Here is a 16239-nt window from a genome sequence, read left to right on the forward strand (position 1 = left end):
AAAAGGCCGGGAGCGACCCGGCCTTCCTGTATCTCAGGATCGAGATCGCACGCCTCAGAGCGAAGCATCCTGAGCGCCCTCGACCAGCGTGCCGAAGGCATAGTCTGCGAACGACCGCCAGCATTCAACCCGGAAGGTCTCCTGCTCGACCCGGTAGAGGATGATCTCGATCTTGCCGAAGACCGTGCGCGTGACAGCCCCCACCGGGAAGGCTGTCAGCGAGAGGTCCAGCGGGCAGGCCGCATTCAATGTATCCGCAGCCGCCGGTCCCGAGACGATGATCCCGGTATTGCGGTGGGAAATGTCGGTCGCCGAGTGAACAACGCCGGAAGCCGCGCAATCGGCCATCAGCGCGTCGCCCTTCTCGTCGATCAGGAACCACTCGTCCGGCCCGATCCAGAATGCCGTGCGCCCCTTGGCCGAAACGGATGTCTTCGGCTTTGTCGGCAGCTTCAGACCGAGTGCTTTGGAGAGGCCGGCGACCGCTTCCTCGCCAGCCCGCAGCGAGACGCGTGTCGCGGGAACTGCGGGCGTCAGTCGAACCCGGGCGCTGCCGCCTTGGAAGCCTGAAAGAACGGTCTTGCGTTCTGCTACAGTCAGATCAGCCATGGATGCGGCCCCCTTCCTTGTCAAAGAATACCATGTCGGTCACTTCGACCGCGATGGTCTTGTCCTTCATCGGCACGTAAAGCGTCTGCCCCATGCGGGCGCGGCCACCTGATACCATGGCGATCGCGATCGAGCGGCCGATGTTTTCCGACCAGTAGGACGAGGTCACATGGCCGAGCATGGTCATCGGCTTCGGCTGGTTCGGATCGGCCACGATCTGGCCGCCCTCTTCCAGCACCTCATTCGGGTTCTTGGTCAGAAGGCCGACCAGCTGCTTGCGGCCATCCTTGACCAGATCCGGCCGCTTCATGCCGCGAATACCGACAAAGTCCGTCTTCTTCTTCGACACGGCCCAGGAGAGGCCCGCATCATCGGCAGTCAGCGTACCATCGGTGTCCTGGCCGACGATGATATAGCCCTTCTCGGCGCGCAGGACGTGCATGGTCTCGGTGCCGTAGAGGCAGGCGCCCATCGACTGCGCCCGTTCCCAGATCGCCTGGAAGACGGATGCGCCGAAATCGGCGGGAACATTGACTTCGAAGCCCAGTTCACCGGTAAACGACACGCGGAAGAGGCGCGTCGGCACACCGCAGAACTTGCCCTCGGCCACGCTCATATGCGGGAAGGCCTCGTTCGAAATGTCGATGCCCTCGACGAAGGGCGCGATGATGTCGCGTGCCTTCGGACCCTGGACCGCGATGACAGCCCACTGTTCGGTGGTCGAGGTCAGCCAGACCTTCAGATGCGGGAATTCGGTCTGCAGATAGTCTTCCATGTGGTGCATCACGCGCGGCGCACCGCCGGTCGTGGTGGTCACGTGGAAGCGATCCTCGGCGAGACGCCCGACAACGCCGTCGTCATAGATGAAGCCGTCTTCGCGCGTCATGATGCCATAGCGCGCCTTGCCGGGCTTCAGCGTGTCCCAGGCATTGGTATACATCAGGTTGAGGAACTCGGCCGCGTCCGGACCGACCACCTCGATCTTGCCGAGCGTCGAGGCGTTGAACACGCCGGCAACGTCACGGGCCGTCTTGCATTCGCGGTTGACGGCCGCATGCATGTCTTCGCCGGCTTTCGGATAGTACCAGGCGCGCTTCCAGTTGCCGACGTCTTCATAGACGGCGCCCTGGGAGACTTCATAGGCATGCATCGGCGTCTTGCGCGTCGGATCGAAGAGTTCGCCACGCGAATGGTTGATCAGCGTGCCGAAGGTGACCGGCGTGTAAGGCGCGCGGAAGGTGGTGAGACCGACCTGCGGGATTTCCTTGCCGAGCACTTCCGCAGCAATCGCAAGGCCATGCATGTTGGACAGCTTGCCCTGATCGGACGCCATGCCATTCGTGGTGAAGCGCTTGATATGCTCGATCGAATGCATGCCTTCACGCACGGCGAGACGAATGTCCTTGGCGCAGACATCGTGCTGGAAGTCGACGAACGCCTTCACATTGTCGTCGCGCCCTGCCCCTTCGGCAGCGCCGATCATGCCGCCTGTCCAGGCATGGGCATTCGCGCCGGTGAAGGAAAGGCTCGCCGCATCCGCTGCACCTGTAGCCTTGGCCATGGAAAGCCCGGCGGAGGTCGCCTCGTCGAGCAGGGCCTGCAGATCGTCGGTACCGTTGCAGGCGCCGACCGAGATGCAATCATGCGCATAGACATCCGGCAGAAAGCGCTGGTTGGCCGCATCAAACTTGAGCTTGCCGCGCGACTGCGAGAACATGTGCACGGAAGGCGTCCAGCCACCGCACATCAGGAGCGCATCGACCTCGAACTTGCGCGCCTGCCCGCCGCCATTGCGACGTACGGTAATCGAGCGAACCCGCAGACGACCCGCCGTATCGACGACGCCATGACCGGTCAGGACCTCGATCCCCAGCGCCCGCGCTTCCGCCAGCACCATCGCGCCCGGCTTTTCGCGGGCATCAACGATGACAGGCACGGAAACGCCAGCCTTCTTCAGGTCGATCGCTGCCTCATAAGCCGAATCGTGGGCCGTGTAGACGCCGACCTCGGCACCGACGGCGACACCGAAATGGTTGAGATAGGTGCGGGCCGCCGAAGCCAGCATGATGCCGGGGCGGTCGTTATTGGCGAACACCATGTGGCGCTCGATGGCACCACTGGCGATCACGACGCGCTTGGCCCGTACCTGCCACAGACGCTCACGCGGCAGGGCCTTGGAAGGATTGGCGAGATGATCGGTCACCCGCTCGGCAAGTGCCACATAATTGTGCGCGTGATAGCCGAAGGCCGTGGTGCGGCTCAGCACCGTCACGTTCGGCATGGCCTTCAGCTTGGCAACGATGCCCTGTGCCCAGTCATAACCGTTCTGGCCGTCGATCGTGGCACCGGTATCGAAGTGGAAGGCGCCGCCCATCTCGGGCTGCTCATCGGCGATCATCACGCGAACGCCGGTCTGCGCGGCAGCCAGTGCTGCACTGAGGCCGGCGGCACCGCCACCGATGACCAGCACGTCGCAATGCGCATAGCGGTTGGCATAATGATCCGGATCCGCTTCCTTCGGCGCGTGGCCGAGACCGGCGGCGCGACGGATGAAGGGCTCGTAGACATGGTGCCATGCAGCCTTCGGCCACATGAAGGTCTTGTAGTAGAAGCCGGCCGCAAAGAACGGCGACAGCAGGTTGTTGACCTCGCCGATATCGAGCGACAGCGACGGCCAGCGGTTCTGCGTCTCGACCTTCATGCCGTCGAAGACTTCCTGCACCGTTGCACGGACGTTCGGCTGGCGGCGCGCAGCATCACGCGACACGTCGAGCAGCGCATTCGGCTCTTCCGGACCGGCCGTCAGAATGCCGCGCGGGCGGTGATACTTGAAGGAACGGCCGGCGAGATGCATGCCGTTGGCGATCATCGCGGAGGCCACGGTATCGCCTTCATAGGCCGTCAGCGTCCGGCCATCGATGGTGAAGCGGGCAGTCAGCGCCGGCGTCAGGCGACCCTTGCCGGGAATACGGTTGGCGCCACTCATGCCGTCTCTCCCTTGGATGCGGTTGCAGGCTTCAGCGTTGCGGGGTCAGGCATGGGCTCGCCGGCCTTGTAGGTCAGCAGGATCTTGTCGGACACCGTGTCGCGGGCGGCATTGAAGAACCGGCCACAGCCATGGATATGGCGCCAGCGTTCGAAAATGATGCCCTTCGGATTGTCGCGCAGGAAGAAATAGTCGGCGAACTCCTCATCGGTGATCGCAGCGATATTGGCGGGACGCGCGATATGCGCTTCGCCGGCGGCGCGAAACTCGAGTTCGGCGCGCTCTTCTTCGCAATAGGGGCACTTGATGATCAGCATGTTGGGCGATCCCTAAAATCAGTGAGCGACGGCAGCAGCTGCTGCCTCGTCGATCAGGCGGCCGGTGCGGAAGCGGTCGAGCGTCAGGCCCTGGGCCAGACGATGCGGCTCGCCCTTGGCGATCAGATGCGCAAACAGGTTGGCCGAGCCCGGTGTCGCCTTGAAGCCGCCGGTTCCCCAGCCGGCATTGACGAAAAGGTTCTGCACGGGTGTCACGCTCTGGATCGGCGAACGGTCGGCCGTGTTGTCGGTGATACCACCCCACTGGCGCATCATCTTCACACGACGGAACATCGGGAACAGTTCGCAGATCGCGTCGAGCGTATGCGTGATGATCTGCATGCCGCCGGTCTGGCTATAGGAATTGTACTGGTCGGTGCCTGCACCGATGACCAGCTCGCCCTTGTCCGACTGCGAGATATAGGCATGCACGGTGTTCGACATGACCACGCAGGGGAAGATCGGCTTCAGCGGCTCGGAGACGAGCGCCTGCAGCGGCGTCGAGTGAACCGGCAAGCGCACGCCTGCCATGCCCATGACGACGGAGGAGTGGCCAGCTGCAGAAACGCCAATCTTCTTCGCGCCGATGAAGCCCTTGGTCGTGTCGACGCCGGTGACTTCACCATTCGGCCCGCGACGGATACCCGTCACCTCGCAGTTCTGGATGATGTGCACACCGCGATCAGACGCGGCGCGCGCATAGCCCCAGGCAACCGCATCGTGACGGGCCGTGCCGCCACGACGCTGCAGCGCCGCACCATTGATCGGATAACGAGCCGTCTTGGAAATATCCAGCGGCGGGCAAAACGCCTTGGCCTGCTCCGGCGTCAACCACTCATTGTCGATGCCATAGAGGTTGTTGGCATTCACATGGCGCTTGAAGGACTGCTGGTCATGCACATTGTGCGACAGCATCATCACGCCGCGCGGCGAATACATGACATTGTAGTTGAGGTCCTGGCTCAGGCCCTCCCAGAGCTTCAGCGAATGCTCGTAGATGTCCATGCTCTCTTCATAGAGATAGTTGGACCGGATGATGGTGGTGTTGCGGCCGGTATTGCCGCCGCCGAGCCAGCCCTTTTCGATGACCGCGACATTGGTGATGCCGTGCTCCTTGGCGAGATAATAGGCGGCTCCCAGACCATGGCCACCGGCGCCGATGATGATGACGTCGTAGGACGACCGGGGCTCGGGAGAAACCCACTGGGCCTCCCAGCCTTTGTGGGCACGCATCGCCTCACGGACAACGGCAAAGACCGAATATTTGCGCATTCGCCTTAAACTCCTGTGGTTCAGGCATTTGGGTAGGGCCTTAGCTGTCGCAAATCAATATGCGTCATGACGTGCATTTTGCGACACGCAAGCACCCGGCTTTCGACACGGTCGCAATCTGGATGAAGCCCGTGCAAAATTATAGACGAGAACGCCTGTGGCATATGGACTTCGGCCAGACCATCTGTTATCTGCCATCGTCAATCGCCGGACTCAACCAGGCCGGGCGAACCATTATGCTGTTTCCGTTGATGCGACGTTCGTCGGCGGAAGGACCAACCTAAAGAACCAAAGGAACGGGATAAACGTGCAGGTACTAGTCCGCGACAACAACGTTGACCAGGCGCTCCGCGCTCTTAAGAAGAAAATGCAGCGCGAAGGCATCTTCCGTGAAATGAAGATGCGCGACTACTTCGAGAAGCCGTCTGAGAAGCGTGCACGCGAAAAGGCTGAAGCCGTTCGTCGCGTTCGCAAGCTGGCGCGCAAGAAGATGCAGCGCGAAGGCCTGCTGCCGGCTGCTCGCGGTCGCTGATCAGCCCCGATTTAGACGTTTTCCTATGAAATGAGGGCGGGGGCGATTCGAATCGCCGCCGCTCTTTTGATTTGAAACACGAATTGACGCTGTTCCCGCGGCTTTGGCACGCTGGCAGCGGCCGGGTGATGCGACCGATGAACAAAACTTCCATCCTCACGACCGTCCTCCCAGCAACCCGCAAGAAACGCCTGGCATCCGCCATGGCCCTGACCGCCGTTCTGGCGCTTGCCGGCTGCGCGACGACGAACGAGACGACGGACGTCATTCGCCTCGATCGCGCACAGGGCTCCGATGAGAACATTGCGTCGCTGACCTCCGTCATTCAGGCCAACCCGCGCAATCCGGAAGGCTACAACGTGCGTGGTTCCGCCTATGGCCGCGCCGGCGACTTCAAGCGCGCCATCGACGATTTCAACACCGCGCTGCAGCTCAATCCGCAATTCTATCAGGCCTATGCCAACCGCGCGCTTGTCTATCGCAACATGGGCAAGCCGGTCGAAGCCGCTGCCGACTACAACACGGCCCTCAAGCTGAACGCCAATTATGACGTCGCCTATATCGGTCGCGGCAACATCTATCGCCAGGCCGGCCGAATCGACGAGGCCTTCGGTGATTTCAACCGTGCCATCCAGCTCAACACGACCGATGGCCGTGCCTATCACAATCGCGGCCTGATCTATCAGCTGCGCGGCGACCACCCGAAGGCAATCGAGGACTTCTCCAAGGCCATCTCGCTCTCGGGCCGCGCGCCGGAACCGTATAACGGTCGTGGTGTCTCCTATCTCGCCCTCAATGACGACGAAAACGCCTTTGCCGACTTCAATCACGCCATCGAGCTGAACAATGGCATCGCCGAGAGCTGGGCAAACCAGGCGATTGTCTATGAACGTCGCGGCGAAAAGGCACGGGCGGCGAAATCCTTCAGCCACGCCCTGAGCCTGGATCCAAAATATGAGCCGGCCAAGCAGGGCCTTGCCCGCACGCGCGGCTCGAGCTGAGCCGACATCAGAGCAGAGATCTTGTGAGCGGCGGGGAAACCCGCCGCTTTCTTTTTTTTGGCGAAAGCCGACAGACAAGCCGCTGAAGGATCAAAGAAAAAGGCGGCCCGCCATGCGGACCGCCTTCCAATCGATCAATTGTTCAGAGCGCTCAGCGCATCATGAACATGCCGGCGACGCTCAGGATGATCCAGACGAGCAGTCCGCCGATGAGGCCAGCGCCACCGAAAAAGCCAGCAGCCATGGCAAGCATCAGGGCAACAAGAATAACCGTGCCGTATTTCGTGCCGGCGATGAAAAGATCATAGGTCTTTTCATGCTCCTTGTAGTCCATCGAAGCACCGGTTTCGACCGGACCGGAATGATGTTCGCTCATGTTCGATCTCCCACGTCATCGTCTTGTGCCGTCAGGGCAAGAATCGCTTCTCGCAAGACGGCCAGGTAAAAGGCTGATTTCCGCATACACAAAGCCCGCGCACAGTGCAATCACTGACGCATGGAGTGCGCAAGAATGACGCGCCACGAAAGCCACACAATCAGGAACGCTGCAGAAAACAAACAAAAACCACCCAGGATTGCAGCGATCTGGTGACGTTGAGCAACATCAAAGACTTTGGTTGGAGCAAAGGGCAGAAGTGATGACGCGACCATTGCGCGCCGCCGGACCATCCTCTAATCACCGATATATAAGGGGAGAAGATTAAACATGGGAATTCTACTGGCACTTTCCCGCCTGATCGATGCCGTCAACGCCTTCATTGGTCGGTCGGTTTCATGGCTGCTTCTGGCCGCGGTGCTGATCAGCGCCGGCAACGCCGTCATGCGCAAAAGCTTCGACATGTCGTCAAATGCCTGGCTTGAACTCCAGTGGTATCTGTTCGGCGCCGTCTTCATGCTGGCCGCCGCCTATACACTTTTGAAGAACGAGCACATTCGCATCGACGTCTTGTCCAGCACCTGGAGCAAACGCACCCGCGACTGGATCGACCTCATCCTGCACATCATCTTTCTCGTGCCCTTCTCCACCCTGATGGCCTATCTGGCCTGGCCCTGGTTCTGGCGGTCGTTTGTGTCGGGCGAAATTTCGTCGAGCGCGGGCGGCCTGATCATATGGCCGGCAAAAGCGGCCGTTCTGGTCGGCTTCATCCTTCTGACGGCGCAGGCTTTTTCCGAGATCATCAAGCGCTTTGCCATTCTGACCGGCAGAATGCAGGATCCTGTTCTCGCTGACACTGCAACAGAAAACACGGAGCGCTGAGATGATCGACCTGATCGCACATAACCTCGCGCCGATCATGTTCACGACCGTGATGCTGCTGCTTCTGCTCGGCTATCCGGTCGCCTTCACACTGGCCGCTGGTGGCCTGATTTATTTCGTGATCGGCGTCGAACTGTCGATCTTTTCCTCCGAAATCCGTCTGTTCTGGCCGCTTCTGCAGTCCCATCCCGAGCGCTTTTACGGGATCATGTCGAACGAGACACTGCTCTCGATTCCGTTCTTCACATTGATGGGGATCATTCTCGAGCGCTCGCGCATGGCAGAAGACCTGCTCGACACGATCGGCCAACTGTTCGGTCCGATCCGCGGTGGCCTCGCCTATGCGGTCATCCTTGTTGGCGCGCTTCTCGGCGCCACCACCGGCGTCGTTGCCGCCTCGGTCATGGCGATGGGCCTGATCTCGCTGCCGATCATGCTGCGCTATAATTATAATGCACCGCTCGTCTCCGGCACGATTGCTGCTTCGGGCACGCTGGCGCAGATCGTACCGCCATCCCTGGTTCTGATTGTCATGGCCGATCAGCTAGGACGATCGGTCGGCGACATGTATGTCGGCGCACTTTACCCGGCGCTTTTGATTATTGCGGCTTACTGCGCCTATATCTTCGCAATCAGCCTGTTCAAGCCGGAATGGGTCCCTGCCCTGCCGAAGGAAGCCCGCACGCTGGGCGATGGGGTAACCTCGCTCCTGGTGATGATCGCGATCGGCACTGCGCTCTATTTCCTCGGGCATGAAGTGCTGTTCACCGGCATCCAGAGCGCTGAGTGGCGCCTTGTCGCAGCGCTCGCCTTGGGCGTCATCGCCGTCTACGCCTTCGCACTTCTCAACCGCGGCATGAATCTCAACCTCATCTCGCGGTTGGCGCAAGAGGTGATCATCGTCATGGTACCGCCATTGGCGCTGATCTTCCTCGTGCTCGGCACCATCTTCCTCGGCATTGCCACGCCGACGGAAGGCGGCGCCATGGGCGCAACGGGTGCGCTGATCATCGCCGCCGCCAAGGGTCGTCTGTCGCTTGCCGTGCTGAAGAATGCGCTGGATGCATCGACGCGTCTCTCCGCCTTCGTCATGATGATCCTGATGGGTGCCCGCGTCTTCGGCCTCACCTTCTACGGCATCAATGGCAATGTCTGGATCGAGGATCTGATGCTGGCGCTGCCCGGCGGCGAATATGGCTTCCTGATCGTCGTCACGATCATCGTCTTCATTCTCGGCTGCTTCCTCGACTTCTTCGAGATCGCCTTCATCATGGTGCCGCTCCTCGTACCCGTGGCGCAGAGCCATGGCATCGATCTGGTCTGGTTCGGCATCATTCTCGGCATCAACCTGCAGACCTCCTTCCTGACGCCCCCCTTCGGCTTCTCGCTCTTCTATCTGCGCTCTGTTGCGCCCGAAGGCCAATGGAAGGACAAGGTGACAGGGCAGATGCGGGCGGGTGTGAAAACCCTCGACATCTACAAGGGTGTTCTCCCGTTCATCATCATCCAGTTCGTGATGATCATGGTCGTCATCGCCTTCCCTGGCCTCGTGACACACTACAAGGGAACGGCGCCGGTGCAGGATCCGAGCACCATCCAGATCCAGGTACCAAGCTCCGGCGGCCTTTCGCTGCCGCCGATGGGCTCTGGCGCCACGCCACCGCCCTCCTTCGGCCAGCCAACGCCGGGCGGCGCGGCACCGGCCCCCTCGTTCGGACTGCCGCCACCGAGTTTCGGCCAGACACCGCCCGCAGGCGGCGCCAGCGCACCCGCAGCCCCTGCGGCACCGCCTGCCCCGTCGCTTGGCCTTCCGCCACCAGACTTTGGCGGCGGAAACGCCCCGGCGGCTCAACCGGCAGCGCCCACACCATCAGCGCCGGATCTGAGCCAGCCGCCCAAGTTCAATTGAGCACCTCGACAAAAGCCCCCTCACGGGGGCTTTTTTTTGCCGATGGGCGGCTGGAGCCACCCTCCAGACACGAAAAAGCCGGCCCCTTTGCGAGGAGCCGGCCATGTTCAGGAACCAGACAGTGCTTAAAGCTTGCCGGCGCGCTGCTGCATCATCATGAAGGTGTCGTAGGTGTATTCCGACAGCTGCATCCAGAGATAGGCGTCGCGTTTGAACGCCACCTGATCATCATAGATCTTCTTGAAGGTCGGGTTCGAGGCGCTGATTTCCGCATAGAGTTCCATCGCCGCGTTGAAGCAGGCTTCAAGGATCTCCTGGCTATAGGGCCGCAACTGCGTGCCGGCAGCCACCAGCTCGCGGATGGCGACCGGGTTCTTGCGGTCATACTTTGCCATCATGCTGCTGTTGGCAAAGGCGCACGCGTCACGCAGAGCTGCCTGATAGCTTGCCGGAAGCCCTTCGAACTTTTCCTTGTTGGCGAAGGCATGAATGACCGGGCCGCCTTCCCAGAAAGCCGGGTAATAGTAATAGGGCGCGACCTTGTTGAAGCCGAGCTTCTGGTCGTCATAGGGACCGACCCATTCTGCCGCATCGATGGTGCCCTTTTCCAGCGCCGGATAGATGTCGCCGCCCGGGATCTGCTGCGGCACGACGCCAAGCTTCTCGACCACGCGGCCGGCAAGACCGGCAATGCGCATCTTGACGCCCTTGAAGTCGTCGACGGTGTTGATCTCCTTGCGGAACCAGCCACCCATCTGGACACCGGTATTGCCGGCGATGAAGCCGACCATGCCATGGGTGGCGTAGAACTCGTTGAGCAGCGTATTGCCGTTGCCGTCATAGAACCAGGAATTGGTCAGACGCGCGTTAAGGCCGAAGGGAATGGCCGTGCCGATCGCGAAAGTCGGATCCTTGCCGACATAGTAGTAGGAGCAGGTATGGCACATTTCGACCGTACCGGCGGACACGGCATCAGCCGCCTGCAGACCGGGAACGATTTCGCCGGCTGCAAAAACCTGAATCTGGAAATTGCCGTCCGTTGCCTCTGACACGTGCTTGGCCAGATCCTCAGCGCCGCCATAGATGGTGTCGAGCGACTTCGGGAATGACGACGTCAGGCGCCATGTCACCTTGGGTGCGCCTTGCGCGATCGCCGGTGCTGCCAGCACTGTCGAGGCCGCGGCTCCGGCACCGGCAACGCCGGCTTTCTTGATAAATGAACGACGATCCATGTAGTTACCTCCCGTTATGGATGCTCGACAAAAGGCGACACGAGGCCTCCCCCCAATATCGATTGGAACGAGCTAACCATTTTGCCGGGAGGCTTTCAAGATATCGCGCATGCACCTTTAGGATTAGACTTTTGTTGCATGTCTGAACGGCGACAGATGGGTCGCCAAGGCGCGCAGGCTGCCCGCGCTGACCTCGCCAAGACGGCCGCTGTTCCTAAGGCAGCATCAGGAGTGCCAGGTCGGGGCCGCCCGGCCTTGAGAGTTGGTAGGCGAAATTGCGTCCCCGCACCAGGCTCAAGACCGCGCGACCATCCGCATCCAGCAAGTGGACTTCGCCACTCTCCGTTTCGGCCCAGGCGGTCGCAAGCGGAAGGCCGGGCCATACCGCTTCGCACTCTGCCGGGGCATAGAAGTTGCGGTTTCCGGCGGCCAGGCGCCCGCCTCTTTCGACGAGGCAGACGCTTCTCGTGGTGAAATTGGACAACGAAAAGATGGCCGGAGGCGAAGCTGCCAGGGCCGCAAGGTCGGTTACCGCCGCAGGGCCGGCGCCGGCCGGCCTCGGAATGGCCCCGGAGATCAGAGGGTCGGTGGCGGGAGCGGCAATCACCCCGTTTGCTGACAGGCTGGCACCGAAGATCGACAGACCGACCGCCGCAAAACAGGCAGCTCCGGCTGACACCGACAGAACCACTCGAATGGCTTTCATCGAAGCACCCCTTCCCCCTTGCCCAGGCAGGTCTCAGAAGGATGCGCGCCCTAGCTTGCCGAAGGCTGGAGAGATCGCGAAAAACCTATGGTTCCCTTGGCGGACAGCCTTTATTTGCGGAAGGGCGTCTCGGGCACTGGGGTCAAAGGCTCTCCCTTGGCAAACCAGGTGAGGAGGTTATCGACCACCAGATCGGCCATGGCATCGCGCGTTGCCACTGAGCCAGAGCCGACATGCGGCAGAAGCGATGCATTTTGCAGCTCAAGCAGGCCAGAGGATACCCTCGGCTCATCGGCATAGACATCGAGACCCGCCGCAGCGATGGTCCCGTCGGTCAGGGCCTTGACCAGATCGTCCTCGTTGACCGTCGCACCGCGCCCGACATTGATCAGCACACCCGTGGGACCAAGCGCCTTCAGGATCTCCGCGTCGATGGCACCGACCGTCTCAGGTGTCGACGGCACGATCGAAATCAGCGTGTCGACCGCCGTTGCAAGCGCCTTCAGGCTGTCATGATAAACGTAAGGCACGCCATCCCGCTTGTGTCGGGAGAAGTAATGGATCTCGACCTTGAACGGCAGAAGGCGTGCGGCGATTTCAAGGCCGATGCGCCCAAGGCCATGGATGCCGACACGCCGCCCCTTCAGCGACAGCGGCGACAGCGGAAAGGCACCCTCGCCCTCCCAGCGGCCCACACGCAGATACGCCTCGGCCTGCGGAAAGCGCCTGACAGTGTTCAAAAGAAGGGCGACGGCCGTATCCGCGACCTCATCGTTCAGCACATCCGGCGTATGGGTCACGATCACGCCGCGCCGAGCAGCCTCTGCCACATCGACGCCGTCATATCCCACACCGAAACTGCCGATGATCTCCAGATTGGGCAAGACCGCCATCAAGCTTGCCGGGAACCGCCCGGACACCGCCGCGCCGCGCACACGCGCAAGCGTTTCCGCATCGAGCCCTGGCTCGTCAGCCGACGCGACCGTGATGATTTCGCACGTCTCGGCGAGGCGCGTCTCGACCCGCGGATGAATGCGGCCGGGAATGAGGATAGCGGGCTTCGTCATGACATCTCCTTCAACGAGGCGTGTTCCTGGGGGCTTTGCGGCGATCATCGAGAGATCGGGCTGGTGGATTGGCGAATCCGCATTTCCGGCTTGATGAGATGGATGCCGTCAGGTTCGTGACTGCCTGCAAGCTTGTCGAGAAGCGCGCGCGCTGCAAGCCGCCCGACTTCCGCCTGGCCGTTCCACACCGTCGTCAGAGCAGGCGTCGCGATCGACGCCTCCTCCAGATCGTCATAACCGGTGACAGAAATATCCTTGCCCGGCACGAGACCCGCACGCGCAATACCGTTCATCAACCCGATGGCCACCAGATCGTTCCAGCAGACGGCCGCTGTCGGCTTTTGCGGAAGCGAGAGGAAATGCACCGCCGCCTCAAAGCCGCCCTGCTTGGTACGCGGGCCTGGAATGCGAAGCCCAGGATCGACCTCGATACCGGCCTTGCGAAGCGCGTTGACATAGCCCTGATAGCGGTCGCGGCCGGTCGAGGTCTGGTCCGTGCCGCCGATCATCGCAATCGACCGATGGCCAAGGCCGATCAGATGGTTGGTGGCAAGCGAAATGCCATAGGTGTCGTCGCCCCGATAGATCGGCACATCGAGTCCATCCATTGAGCGGGCGATGAAGATCGCGGGCATGCCGTTGTTTTCGGCGAGCATGACATCTTCGGGCGGCGTGCCGATCGCCGGCGACATGATGACCCCGTCGCCGCCAAGCTGCAGCAGCGTTTCCACGAACATGCGCTGCTTTTCGACCGAGTCGTAATGGTTCGACAGAATGAAGGTGTGGCGGCTGCGATCGAGTTCCGTCTCGATCGCCTTCAGGATTTCCCCGTAGAAGGGGTTCATGATGTCGTGCACGACGACGCCGATGATGCCGGATCGCGAGGTTCGAAGGCTGGCCGCGCGGCGATTGTAGATATATCCCAGCGCCCGCGCCTGCTCCTTGATTTTTTCCCGCGTATCGACGGCAACGAGCGGACTGTCGCGCAGTGCAAGTGAGATGGTTGCCGTGGAAAGACCGAGCGATTCTGCAATCGTCGACAGCTTGACCTTTTGTGCCACGTGACCTCCCTCGCAGCAGATTTGGGGCGCCTCACGCCACCATTAAACGGTTTAATTAAACAATTTAATCGCGCCTATCAATCGTCTTCGTCACTGTCGATGACGTCGCGAACAGAAGAGGGTCGGTCGGAGAGATTTTCATCGATGATCGAGAGCAGCTTGATCAGCTGGCGCGCCTCCTTGCCGGACAATCCGCGGATCGCCTGCATTTCGCAGGCGGCCATGGCGGCATTGATCTGGGCGAGGCTTCGACGGCCCTCATCGGTCAGGTAGACCTTGGTCAGCCGCTGATCCCTGTCATCCGTGTGCCGGGTGACGAAACCTTGCACCTCCATCCGACCGATCGTACGCGTCATGGTCGGCGCCTTGACGCCAAGCCGCTGGGCCAGCGCGCCCGGCGTCATCCCGTCCTCCGTCGCCAGCAATTGCACCACGCCGTCCTGGCCGGGATAGAGGCCGCTTGTCGCCAATCCGTGAGATAGCCGCGTTCTCAAGGCCCGCGCAACCTGCGTGAGCGCACTCGACACCATACCGCTGCCGGCAAGATCCTTGCGTTTCAGCTTGTCAGGCTTGTCGGCTTTCTCGGCCTTGTCACCCTTCGGTGCCTTGTCGGCCTTATCCTTTTTCGCCATTACTCTCCCCAGAAGCTGGCAGCCGTCGCGCCGCCGACCGAACGGCCAGCCGCCTGTCATAACCAAGATCATTCCAGGAGGCCAGATGGTGAAGCCCAAGCGCTGGTTCAGGGAGAATGACGCAGCCCTCCTGCCCGGTGACCGCAGCGACTGGATCGCTGTGCTGCCGCTGGGCGCCCACGAACAGCACGGTCCGCACCTGCCCTTCGAGACGGACACCATTATTGCCTCAGGCATAGCGCGCCGGCTTGCAACCGCCCTGCCGGACGAACTGCCGGTGACCATCCTGCCGACGGAGCCGATCGGCTACTCGATCGAGCACATGGATGTCGAAGGCACCCGCACGCTGGCCTTCGACGAAGCCGTCAACCGCTGGCTCGGCATGGCAGCGGATCTCAACGCGCTGGGCATCCGCAAGCTCGTTCTCCTGAATGCCCATGGCGGAAATTCTCCGCTTCTGACGATTGTCGCAACGGAGGCCCGCATCCGCTTCGCCATGCTGGTCGTGGCGACAAGCTGGACACGCTTCGGTATCCCCGAAGGCTGGATGCGGCCGGAAGACAAGGCCGTCGATATCCATGGCGGCGACATCGAGACCTCGGTCATGCTGGCGCTGGCCCCCGACAAGGTGGACATGACGAAGGCAGAAGATTTCCCCTCGCGCCAATCCGACTTCGCCGCCCGCTTCCGCCACCTGCGCGCCTACGGCCCGCATGCCTTCGGCTGGAAGATGTCAGACCTCAATCCCCAGGGCGTCGCCGGCAACGCCTCGGCTGCGACGGCCGAGAGGGGCGAACGGCTCATTGCGCACAGCGTGAAGGGGCTTGTGGAACTGCTGGAGGATGTGGAGAGGTTCGACGTAACGCGGCTACGTTGAGGTTGCACCCTCAGCTGGACAAGCCTATCTTCAAACGGGACCGGAGGTTGCCGCAGTGAGAATTTCCGTACAAGACGCCCAGAGGAATCTGGAGGAACTCGTAGATCGGGCAGATAAGGGAGAAGATATACTCCTGACCCGAGACGGCAATCCAATTGCGCGCATCGTTCTCTTGAATACTGTCGAGACACCGACAAAAAACACTGAGGACTTCGCCACCCTCCTTCGTGCGATCAAGGAACAGGCGCGCCAGACAGCAGACCCGTTTCCGGAAGAAACTGCCGCAAGAAGCCAGGACTTCCTGTATGACGGGGATGGCATACCGAAGTGATCGTGATCGACACCTCAGCTCTCATGGCAATATTACAAGAGGAAGAACACGGGCTAGCCTGTGAAAAGGCGATCGAAAGCGCCCGGCAGCGGCTGATTTCGTCTGCGACAATCACAGAATGTATGATCGTTGCAAGTCGTCGCCGGCTGAGCGTCCCGATGGAAAATCTTCTTTCCATCGCCGTCACTGAAATCATAGACGTGACCAAGGCTCGGGCTGAAGGCGCCGGCTTCGCCTATCGGACCTTCGGAAAGAATTTCCACCCCGCCGCCCTCAACTTCGGCGACTGCTTTTCCTATGCCACCGCCAAGGAATTCGATTGCCCGCTCCTTTACGTCGGCGACGATTTTGCCCGCACCGATCTGCGCTCGGCACTGGGTGTCGCCTGATCGCACGAAAGCCTTTGAACTGATCCGAATGAGCGCCTATATGGGGTAACACCATTACAT

At 61.2% G+C, this 16239-nt stretch carries 17 protein-coding genes; 7 read left to right on the plus strand and 10 right to left on the minus strand.

Annotated features, from left to right (window positions below; all coding sequences use genetic code 11):
- Positions 1–54 precede the first annotated feature (54 nt).
- From FAA97_RS16300 to FAA97_RS16315, 4 genes are read right to left on the minus strand one after another with little or no spacing between them, the layout of a single operon-like run.
- The gene (locus FAA97_RS16300; RefSeq protein ID WP_136599617.1) at positions 55–609 is read right to left on the minus strand and encodes a sarcosine oxidase subunit gamma; all 555 of its coding nucleotides are present in this window, start codon (positions 607–609) and stop codon (positions 55–57) included.
- Positions 602–3595, minus strand: coding sequence for a sarcosine oxidase subunit alpha (locus FAA97_RS16305; protein ID WP_136599618.1), 2994 nt, complete (start codon positions 3593–3595; stop codon positions 602–604). The genes FAA97_RS16300 and FAA97_RS16305 overlap by 8 nt, the downstream gene beginning before the upstream one ends.
- Complete coding sequence (locus FAA97_RS16310; protein WP_136599619.1) at positions 3592–3912, minus strand: sarcosine oxidase subunit delta; 321 nt, start codon at positions 3910–3912, stop codon at positions 3592–3594. The genes FAA97_RS16305 and FAA97_RS16310 overlap by 4 nt, the downstream gene beginning before the upstream one ends.
- Positions 3913–3930: 18 nt before the next feature.
- Positions 3931–5184, minus strand: coding sequence for a sarcosine oxidase subunit beta family protein (locus tag FAA97_RS16315; RefSeq protein WP_136599620.1), 1254 nt, complete (start codon positions 5182–5184; stop codon positions 3931–3933).
- A gap of 307 nt (positions 5185–5491) precedes the next feature.
- Here FAA97_RS16315 and rpsU point away from each other — a divergent pair, with 307 nt between their 5' ends.
- Together rpsU and FAA97_RS16325 are read left to right on the plus strand one after the other, a co-directional pair.
- Positions 5492–5716 (plus strand): 30S ribosomal protein S21, encoded by a 225-nt coding sequence (gene rpsU / locus FAA97_RS16320; protein WP_113376407.1) that lies wholly within the window; start codon positions 5492–5494, stop codon positions 5714–5716.
- Between the two features lie 203 nt (positions 5717–5919).
- Positions 5920–6717, plus strand: a complete 798-nt coding sequence (locus tag FAA97_RS16325; RefSeq protein ID WP_425467431.1) for a tetratricopeptide repeat protein — start codon at positions 5920–5922, stop codon at positions 6715–6717.
- Positions 6718–6868: 151 nt separating this feature from the next.
- Here the strand turns inward: FAA97_RS16325 and FAA97_RS16330 are convergent, their stop codons facing one another.
- Entirely contained in the window at positions 6869–7093 is a 225-nt protein-coding gene (locus tag FAA97_RS16330; RefSeq protein WP_136599622.1) for an aa3-type cytochrome c oxidase subunit IV, read from the minus strand.
- 330 nt (positions 7094–7423) lie between these two features.
- Here FAA97_RS16330 and FAA97_RS16335 point away from each other — a divergent pair, with 330 nt between their 5' ends.
- Together FAA97_RS16335 and FAA97_RS16340 are read left to right on the plus strand one after the other, a co-directional pair.
- Complete coding sequence (locus FAA97_RS16335; protein WP_136599623.1) at positions 7424–7975, plus strand: TRAP transporter small permease subunit; 552 nt, start codon at positions 7424–7426, stop codon at positions 7973–7975.
- 1 nt (position 7976) lies between these two features.
- The gene (locus FAA97_RS16340) at positions 7977–9884 is read left to right on the plus strand and encodes a TRAP transporter large permease (protein WP_136599624.1); all 1908 of its coding nucleotides are present in this window, start codon (positions 7977–7979) and stop codon (positions 9882–9884) included.
- Between the two features lie 125 nt (positions 9885–10009).
- Here the strand turns inward: FAA97_RS16340 and FAA97_RS16345 are convergent, their stop codons facing one another.
- The 5 genes from FAA97_RS16345 to FAA97_RS16365 all read right to left on the minus strand — a co-directional run bounded on the left by FAA97_RS16345 (position 10010) and on the right by FAA97_RS16365 (position 14582).
- Positions 10010–11116, minus strand: a complete 1107-nt coding sequence (locus FAA97_RS16345) for a TRAP transporter substrate-binding protein (RefSeq protein ID WP_136599625.1) — start codon at positions 11114–11116, stop codon at positions 10010–10012.
- A gap of 214 nt (positions 11117–11330) precedes the next feature.
- Positions 11331–11822, minus strand: a complete 492-nt coding sequence (locus tag FAA97_RS16350) for a hypothetical protein (protein ID WP_136599626.1) — start codon at positions 11820–11822, stop codon at positions 11331–11333.
- Positions 11823–11932: 110 nt separating this feature from the next.
- The gene (locus tag FAA97_RS16355) at positions 11933–12889 is read right to left on the minus strand and encodes a 2-hydroxyacid dehydrogenase (protein WP_136599627.1); all 957 of its coding nucleotides are present in this window, start codon (positions 12887–12889) and stop codon (positions 11933–11935) included.
- Between the two features lie 44 nt (positions 12890–12933).
- Positions 12934–13950 carry a LacI family DNA-binding transcriptional regulator gene (locus FAA97_RS16360; protein ID WP_136599628.1) on the minus strand — a complete coding sequence of 339 codons (1017 nt, stop codon included), beginning with the start codon at positions 13948–13950 and terminating at the stop codon, positions 12934–12936.
- Positions 13951–14027: 77 nt separating this feature from the next.
- A complete protein-coding gene (locus tag FAA97_RS16365; RefSeq protein WP_136599629.1) occupies positions 14028–14582 on the minus strand; it encodes a MarR family winged helix-turn-helix transcriptional regulator in 555 nt (184 codons plus the stop codon).
- 85 nt (positions 14583–14667) lie between these two features.
- On the opposite strand from FAA97_RS16365, the gene FAA97_RS16370 reads away from it, so the two are divergent.
- Genes FAA97_RS16370 through FAA97_RS16380 form a run of 3 tightly spaced genes read left to right on the plus strand, consistent with a single transcriptional unit; the run spans position 14668 to position 16179 of the window.
- Entirely contained in the window at positions 14668–15459 is a 792-nt protein-coding gene (locus FAA97_RS16370) for a creatininase family protein (protein WP_136599630.1), read from the plus strand.
- 55 nt (positions 15460–15514) lie between these two features.
- Complete coding sequence (locus tag FAA97_RS16375; protein WP_136599631.1) at positions 15515–15790, plus strand: type II toxin-antitoxin system Phd/YefM family antitoxin; 276 nt, start codon at positions 15515–15517, stop codon at positions 15788–15790.
- 2 nt (positions 15791–15792) lie between these two features.
- The gene (locus FAA97_RS16380) at positions 15793–16179 is read left to right on the plus strand and encodes a type II toxin-antitoxin system VapC family toxin (RefSeq protein ID WP_342774481.1); all 387 of its coding nucleotides are present in this window, start codon (positions 15793–15795) and stop codon (positions 16177–16179) included.
- Positions 16180–16239 lie beyond the last annotated feature (60 nt).

It is taken from the genome of Peteryoungia ipomoeae (genome assembly GCF_004912165.1).
Classification (GTDB): Bacteria; Pseudomonadota; Alphaproteobacteria; order Rhizobiales; family Rhizobiaceae; genus Allorhizobium; species Allorhizobium ipomoeae.